This is a genomic window from Rhizobium sp. CF122, assembly GCF_000282035.1.
Taxonomy (GTDB): domain Bacteria; phylum Pseudomonadota; class Alphaproteobacteria; order Rhizobiales; family Rhizobiaceae; genus Rhizobium.
Window position 1 is genome coordinate 1 of record NZ_AKKA01000091.1, and the last position, 6,432, is coordinate 6,432.

The window sequence follows — 6,432 nt, forward strand, 5'->3', positions numbered from 1 at the left end:
CACCGGCGCCGACGACGATCACGTCATAGGAGTGATCGACATATTTGTAGGCCTTGCCATTCTGGGCGGGTGAAGTCGGTGCCATGATACGGTTATCCTACGAATGCAATTTTCAGAATTGCGAAGAGACAGAACCCTGCAACCAGGATCGCGAAGAACGTGTTCAGGATCAGCAGGACAAGCTTGGCGAACTCGCCATGCACGTAATCCTCGATGATCACCTGCATGCCGAGCTTCATGTGAAGGACGCCGGAGATCACCATCAGACCCATGATGACAGCCGCGAAGGGGTGCGACAGCGCCCGAACCACATCCGCATAGGGCGCGCCGGCATAGGCGAGCATGAAGATGACGAAGAAGAGGATCAGCGGAACGTTGGCGACCGCAGTGAGGCGCTGACGCCAGAAATGGTCCGTACCGTCCTTGGCGGAGCCGAGCCCGCAAACCTTGCCGAGGGGGGTGCGCATATCCATGAGAACAACCTTCAGAAGCGAATAAGGAAGCCGATCACCCAGACCAGCACGGTGAGACAGAGTGACCCGATGATCGAAGCCCTTGCCATCTTGGTCGAAACCGCCTTGTCGAAGCCGTAGCCGAGATCCCAAACGAAATGACGCAAGCCGCCGAGCATGTGGTGCAGCAGAGCCCAGGTGTAGCCGAGCAGCACAAGCTTGCCGATGAGGCTGCCAAGCACCAAATTGACCAGGTCGAAATATGCCTGGCCGGTCGCCGCCGCGACCAGCCACCAGGCAACCAGCAGCGTGCCGAAGTAAAGCGCGCCACCGGTGATGCGGTGGACGATGGACATAACCATCGTGGGGATAGGCTTGTAAATTTGCAAATGCGGCGACAGGGGCCGGTTACTTGTCACATTCACCATCAGAACCTCGCGGCGTCTTCTGTTGTCACTCTGTTGAGGCAACGCAAACTCCCGAGAAACCAGTGCGCGCCATATCCCGACAGTTTGACGATTTGGAATGCCGCGATCTATTGCACGCAGGTGGCGCGGATTAGCATCATGGTTTTATTGCCCTAAACTTTGGATTACACGCGAAGGACGGCAGATCGAATTCCAGCAGAACACGCCACTGCTCGTGCGGCTTCGGCTCAACAGTGTTGCGGCAACTAAGGTACCAGTTGCAGCTTTTCAGCCGAGCGCGAGAAGCGAATGGGCGTTCATCTTTTGCATGGCGGCACCTCCACCGTGGCTTCGGCGATGCTCATATCGCCCGCAAGCTGCTTGTTGAGGCGGCCGCGCACGACGTCGATCATGATCTCGTGCTCCCTGGGGCTCAACGACGCGAAGCGCTCCCTGAGCGCGACCAGAGTTTCTTCATTCTTCCGCCGGGCACGATCGCGAGACAGGCCGAGCTGAATGGCGTCGAGGAGCTCCTCGCGAACTCAATGACACAGCCCTTCATCGCCTGCACCGACAGGGGAACGTCGCTTGTCATTTTCGACAGCACGCATCGAAACACGGCGCTCTTACCTTACTGGTTCGGCAGCCGCGACGCGCTTTTCTGCATCAAATCCTGGGATCATTCCGGTTTCTTGGATCGGCATCCGCCGGGTATTCGAAATCCGGCTTGAAGGCGGCAAGGCGCTCAAACATGGGTGTTTGAAAACGCTTCGGCACTGGCCAGGTTCCCATGATCCACCGTAGAAGATCGTTGTCCTCCTCGCCCATGATGGTTTCCAATGCGTCAAGTTCCGCGTCGGAAAGCGAGGCTATTTCAGATTCGGCGAACTGACCGAAGACGAGATCCATCTCGCGTAGCCCGCGATGCCAGCAGCGAAATAGTATCCGCCGCCGGCGCGGGTCGAGACCGGCACTCGAGAGTGTCACACCTGTCATGGTATTACCTCCTGTTGATGCTCCTCTATAGAGCCTCGAAAGCGGCTTGAGCGATCATTCCTGTGACACCGCAAGCCGCCGTTCTTCACTTAAGTTAGCAATCGTCTCGAAGCCGGTGGCAGGAAACGCCCGAGCAGCATGCGCGGCAGGATCAGGCCGAAGGTCATTGCCAGAATGATCAGGAAGGCTGTGGCCCCGTTGGTGACGATCCCTATCAGCAGGTCCATCGACGCGTGCGGCCCAATTGAAACCAGCTCGGACAGGTCACTGGCCGCATGAAAGAGGAAGAACCCCGGCATCATCGAGACGACAGCGGAGAAGCCGAGTGCGGCAAACGGCAGGTGCAAGCGATCAGCGACAAGAGTGACGACAAGTCCAGCAAGCAGGCATGCGGCGAACGCACCGGTAGCGACGTCAGCCCCTGCGAATGAGATTGCCGCCCAGCGTGCCGCATGCGCGAGCATACCAACGGCAATGGGAAGAGGCAGAAGGCGCCACGGCATCGAAAAAAAGGTGCCGAATGCCGCGGCCGCACAACCGGCTGCGATCACATCCGCCGCGAACGGCACCACTGAGGATGGTGTTGCGGGTGGCAAGGCCGCGCCACAGGCCTCAAGTCCAACCAACAGGCCGATGCTGATTGCAAGGATCAAGAGTCCCGCATAGGTTAGTCGAGCAAGACCAAGTGCGACACGGGCGCGCGCCATGTCGATCGCACCATTGAGGATGTGTGGCCCTGGCACCAGTATCATGCAGGGGCAAAGCGCGGTGAGAGACGATGCCGCGCCCGGTAGTTGCGACCGCTCAGCAACAGCCGCAACGACCCCTGCGATCAAGGCGGCGGCGAGAGGCTGGACGAAGGGATTGCCAGAAACCTTTGCCAACCAACGGCGGAGCAGCGCACCCAGGCCGGCGCTAAAAGCCATCAACAACAGGCTGGCAGCTTCGGTTGCGCCGAAGATTACGCCAAGAGCGGCGGCACCCAGAGCGGCGAACAGCACGAAACGCGGCGTGGAGGCCGGCGAATGATGCGCTGCTGCCGCTTCCAGCGCGGAGCGCACGTCCTTCAGAGCCAGTTTCCCGTCGCAGACCTGATCGATCACCCCCATGACGCCCAGGACTTTTCCCATGTCGGCGGCAAGCGGCATTGCTCCTACCATTTCGGAAAAGGGCATGCCGTCAACTTGGAGCGCGAGCTCACTCCAGTTGAGGTGCAGTGTCAGCGGCAGGCCGAGAGCGTGTCCAAGCCGCTCGACGGCGAGGACAACACGTTCGCTGGTTTGCCCGTTCTTCAAGAGAAGCTTGGCGGCGAGCGCGACGGTGTCCAGCGCCTCCGTTCGCGTCAGGCGGGTGGCTCGTGATGGGGCTTCGACTGTAGCGGTCATGACGATCATCCTTCGATCCGGCGCGTTCCGATGAGCCTCTTGAGCCAGCCATAGGTGCGGCTGGATTCCTGATGACCGGGCGTGGTTCCGATGACCGCATCGACAAGTGTTTCGGCCACCCAGTGGAATACCCAGCCCACGAGGGCGCCGAGTATGACCTCGCTGCCACGGTACAATGCGACGACGACGATCGGGACGGACGGCTGGACCGCCAGCAGGACAATCGGACAGGTCCACATGGCGACCCGAAGTGCCGGGAACTCCCGCGCGATCAGCGCGCAGATCGCAACCGAGATCGCCATCTGAAGAGCGACGGCGGCGGCCGCGCGCGAGGCCACCTCGTTCACGACGATGGTGACGGCGATGCCAAGCAGCGTGCCGAGGATGCGCCCCCTGATTGACGAATGCGTTTCGTGCAATCGCTCCTGGGAAACGATCACCGCCGACATTGCCGCCCATACCGACCCGGTCAGCCCCAGCAGTGACGCCAGTTCGTAAGCAGCTGTCGCGGCGGCGGAACAGCGGGCGATGAAAGCGAGCGCGCGTACGATCTTTTGTTTCATGGCGCGAAATAGACGACAGCGGTATAGATGAGGGTGATCGGCGGGACGAAGACGCCGGCTTCCCAAAAGAGAAATGCCTGGCTCGAGCGAGGTGCGGCGGCATCGGCGAGCGTGATCGCGAAGGGGATTATGTAGGGAATGAGGATACCGCCAGCGTGCCAAACGCTGCGGCAAATATGACGATGCCGCAGAGGAAGGGCCCAAGCTCCCGCCGCCGCCGGATCGCCCTCATCATCACGGCGCAGGCAATCACGCCGATGACCGGGAAGACAAGGAGGACTGGCTGCTCGATCCACCATTGTCGATCCGCCACCGACAGTGCCGAGCAGGTCGCCGGCGATAATCGCCGCCGTACAGCCGGCCAAGGATGCGGCATAGGACGCGAAGTTGCGCAAGAGCGTGGCGACGAAGGCGCAAGCCGCTGCCCACAATGCCAAAGCGACGAGAAACAGCACACGTTCCTGCGGAAAGCAGGCAATCAGAACCACGCTCACGACAGCACCGACGAGAGTACCGAGCATTCGGAACCAGCCCTTGCGCAAAGAGGCGCCGAGTTGGGGCTGACACACGATCGCCGCCGAGGCTCCGGCCCAGAATGGGTTATCGAGCTGGAGCCAGAACGCGGCGTAGAATGCAAGAGACACCGAAGCCCACAGCCGGAATCCAAACAGCAGCGACGGGCCCGCGGCCCGTAGAGCCCCCTCGAGCGGTCGCAACTTTGCGACCGCGCTTAACCGCAGGAGACGAAAACCACTGAGCACGAAGCCAGTCATCGCCGTATCCGCCTGTGTTCGGAAACGAGCGTCGAGAACGTGCCTCCAGCGCGCCTGGTCAAGGAAGCCAGCTTCTTCATGCCGCACATGCCGCTCGTCGCGTGTGAAAGAGGGCGTCGATGTAACAGGGGATGACGAGCCCGATCCGCATGTGTAACTCCTTTGCGTTCAATTACCGATTGGCGTTGCCCGGTCACGATCGGACCTTGCCTCTGAAGACCCGCTACGTGGCCGTGTAAACGCCAGTGGCCAGCGATGTCTGTGCCCCCTCCTGATCATGCTCGAGCTCGCTTTTCGCTGCTTCAAGGAGCAGCGCGAGGCTCTAGGCCACGGAGCCAAACCCGAGATCGATTGGAGACGAGACATCTACATCCTCGCTGTGGGGCCTTTCCATATCGAAACCTCATCCCGTGCCAGCCGGGACGAATTTCATGTGCCGACTGACAAAGAGAAGCAAAACACGCGCCGGCCGGGTTGATGTACAGTTTGATGATCTGAAAGGCCGCGATCTATTGCACGCAGGTGGCGCGGAAATAGCACGATGGTTCTATTGCCCTAAACTTTGGATTACACGCGACGGCAGATCGAATGCCGATAGAGCCACCACTGCGCATGCGGCTTCGGCTCAGCAGTGTTGCGGCTCCTGGGGTACCAGTTGCAGCTTTTCCGCCATTCGGCCGAGTGCAAGAAGCGAATGGGCGTTCATCTTTTGCATCAGATGGCTGCGGTGCAGCTTCACCGTGACTTCGGCGATGCCGAAATCAAAGGCAATCTGTTTGCTGAGGCGACCGCGCACGACCTCGATCATGATCTCGCGCTCCCTGGGGCTCAGCAACGCGAAGCGCTCCCTGAGAGCGACCAGAGCTTCCTCATTCTTCCGCCGAGCACGATCGCGAGAGAGGCCGAGTTGAATGGCGTCGAGAAGTTCCTGATCGCGGAACGGCTTGGTCAGGAACTCAATGGCGCCGCCCTTCATCGCCTGCACCGACATGGAAATATCGCCATGGCCTGTGATGAAGATGATTGGAATCTCCTGGTTCGCCATGGCGAGCTGACGTTGAAGATCGAGGCCGCTTCGCCCCGGCAATCTGACGTCGAGTACCAGGCAGGTGGGACAGTTCGGCAGGTCCATCTCGAGAAACTCTGAGACGGACGCAAAGAGCCGAGCATCCAGGTCGAGCGATCGCAACAGCCGCCCGATCGAGGCTCGCAGAGCGGGATCATCGTCGATGACCAAGACAGTAGCGTTCGCTTCCGACATCACTTTTGCTCACGATCAAAGGCAGGCAATGAGCCTGCTCGGTTTGCAAGATTCGCGTGGCTGCTCTGCGGCAAGTTTAGTCCCAACCGATAAACGTGAACAGCCTCATTCCCCATCAGGTCGGCGCAAGGGCACAAACAAGAGCTAATGCTCTCATCACGCCCCTGGCGGTATCCTGGCGCGCAGCTGCGGAATTTGCGCCTTGGCATAAGCCAAAGTTTACAGACATTGAGATTGCTCTAACACTACTATGGGCGCAGGCTACGACATTCACATGCGGGTCGCTGGTGTTGGTTGGCGCGCCCGCGTTCCACTTCCGGAGCACATATGCCGAAGGCGTCGTTGGTCTCGGTCGTCGAGGACGAGCAGTTCCTTCGCGAATCCATGAAAAGGCTCATGAGATCGCTTGGCTACGACGTCGCGGCCTTTCCGTCGGCAGCCGATTTCCTCGCGTCGCCTCGTCTCGCCGAAACCGCTTGCCTGATCGCTGACGTCCATATGCCAGAGATGACCGGGCTCGAGCTTTATGAACACCTCATCGAGGCGGGTCACGCGATCCCAACGATCCTCGTTACTGCCTACCCCGACGACGTTG

General features: G+C 60.0%; 9 protein-coding genes. 1 reads left to right on the plus strand and 8 read right to left on the minus strand.

What is annotated here, in order from left to right; genetic code table 11:
- Nucleotides 1-92: 92 nt before the first annotated feature.
- The 8 genes from sdhD to PMI09_RS23730 all read right to left on the minus strand — a co-directional run bounded on the left by sdhD (nt 93) and on the right by PMI09_RS23730 (nt 5,837).
- Nucleotides 93-473: a succinate dehydrogenase, hydrophobic membrane anchor protein gene (sdhD, locus tag PMI09_RS23700; protein ID WP_007800416.1), complete on the minus strand. Its 381-nt coding sequence runs from the start codon at nt 471-473 to the stop codon at nt 93-95.
- Between the two features lie 11 nt (nt 474-484).
- Nucleotides 485-880: a succinate dehydrogenase, cytochrome b556 subunit gene (gene sdhC, locus PMI09_RS23705; RefSeq protein ID WP_007800419.1), complete on the minus strand. Its 396-nt coding sequence runs from the start codon at nt 878-880 to the stop codon at nt 485-487.
- A 296-nt stretch (nt 881-1,176) separates the two neighbouring features.
- Nucleotides 1,177-1,272, minus strand: a complete 96-nt coding sequence (locus PMI09_RS32875; RefSeq protein WP_007800422.1) for a hypothetical protein — start codon at nt 1,270-1,272, stop codon at nt 1,177-1,179.
- Nucleotides 1,273-1,525: 253 nt separating this feature from the next.
- Nucleotides 1,526-1,855 (minus strand): FAD assembly factor SdhE, encoded by a 330-nt coding sequence (locus tag PMI09_RS23710; protein WP_007800425.1) that lies wholly within the window; start codon nt 1,853-1,855, stop codon nt 1,526-1,528.
- An 89-nt stretch (nt 1,856-1,944) separates the two neighbouring features.
- On the minus strand, nt 1,945-3,240 hold the full coding sequence (locus PMI09_RS23715; RefSeq protein ID WP_007800426.1) for a threonine/serine ThrE exporter family protein: 1,296 nt from the start codon (nt 3,238-3,240) through the stop codon (nt 1,945-1,947).
- A 5-nt stretch (nt 3,241-3,245) separates the two neighbouring features.
- Complete coding sequence (locus tag PMI09_RS23720) at nt 3,246-3,803, minus strand: FUSC family protein (RefSeq protein ID WP_007800428.1); 558 nt, start codon at nt 3,801-3,803, stop codon at nt 3,246-3,248.
- Entirely contained in the window at nt 3,800-4,576 is a 777-nt protein-coding gene (locus PMI09_RS23725) for an FUSC family protein (RefSeq protein WP_007800431.1), read from the minus strand. Before PMI09_RS23725 ends, PMI09_RS23720 begins: the two co-directional genes overlap by 4 nt.
- Before the next feature lie 625 nt (nt 4,577-5,201).
- A complete protein-coding gene (locus PMI09_RS23730; protein ID WP_007800433.1) occupies nt 5,202-5,837 on the minus strand; it encodes a response regulator transcription factor in 636 nt (211 codons plus the stop codon).
- Between the two features lie 327 nt (nt 5,838-6,164).
- Here PMI09_RS23730 and PMI09_RS23735 point away from each other — a divergent pair.
- Nucleotides 6,165-6,432 (plus strand): response regulator transcription factor (locus PMI09_RS23735; protein WP_007800435.1); only part of this gene is annotated, 268 nt, incomplete at its 3' end.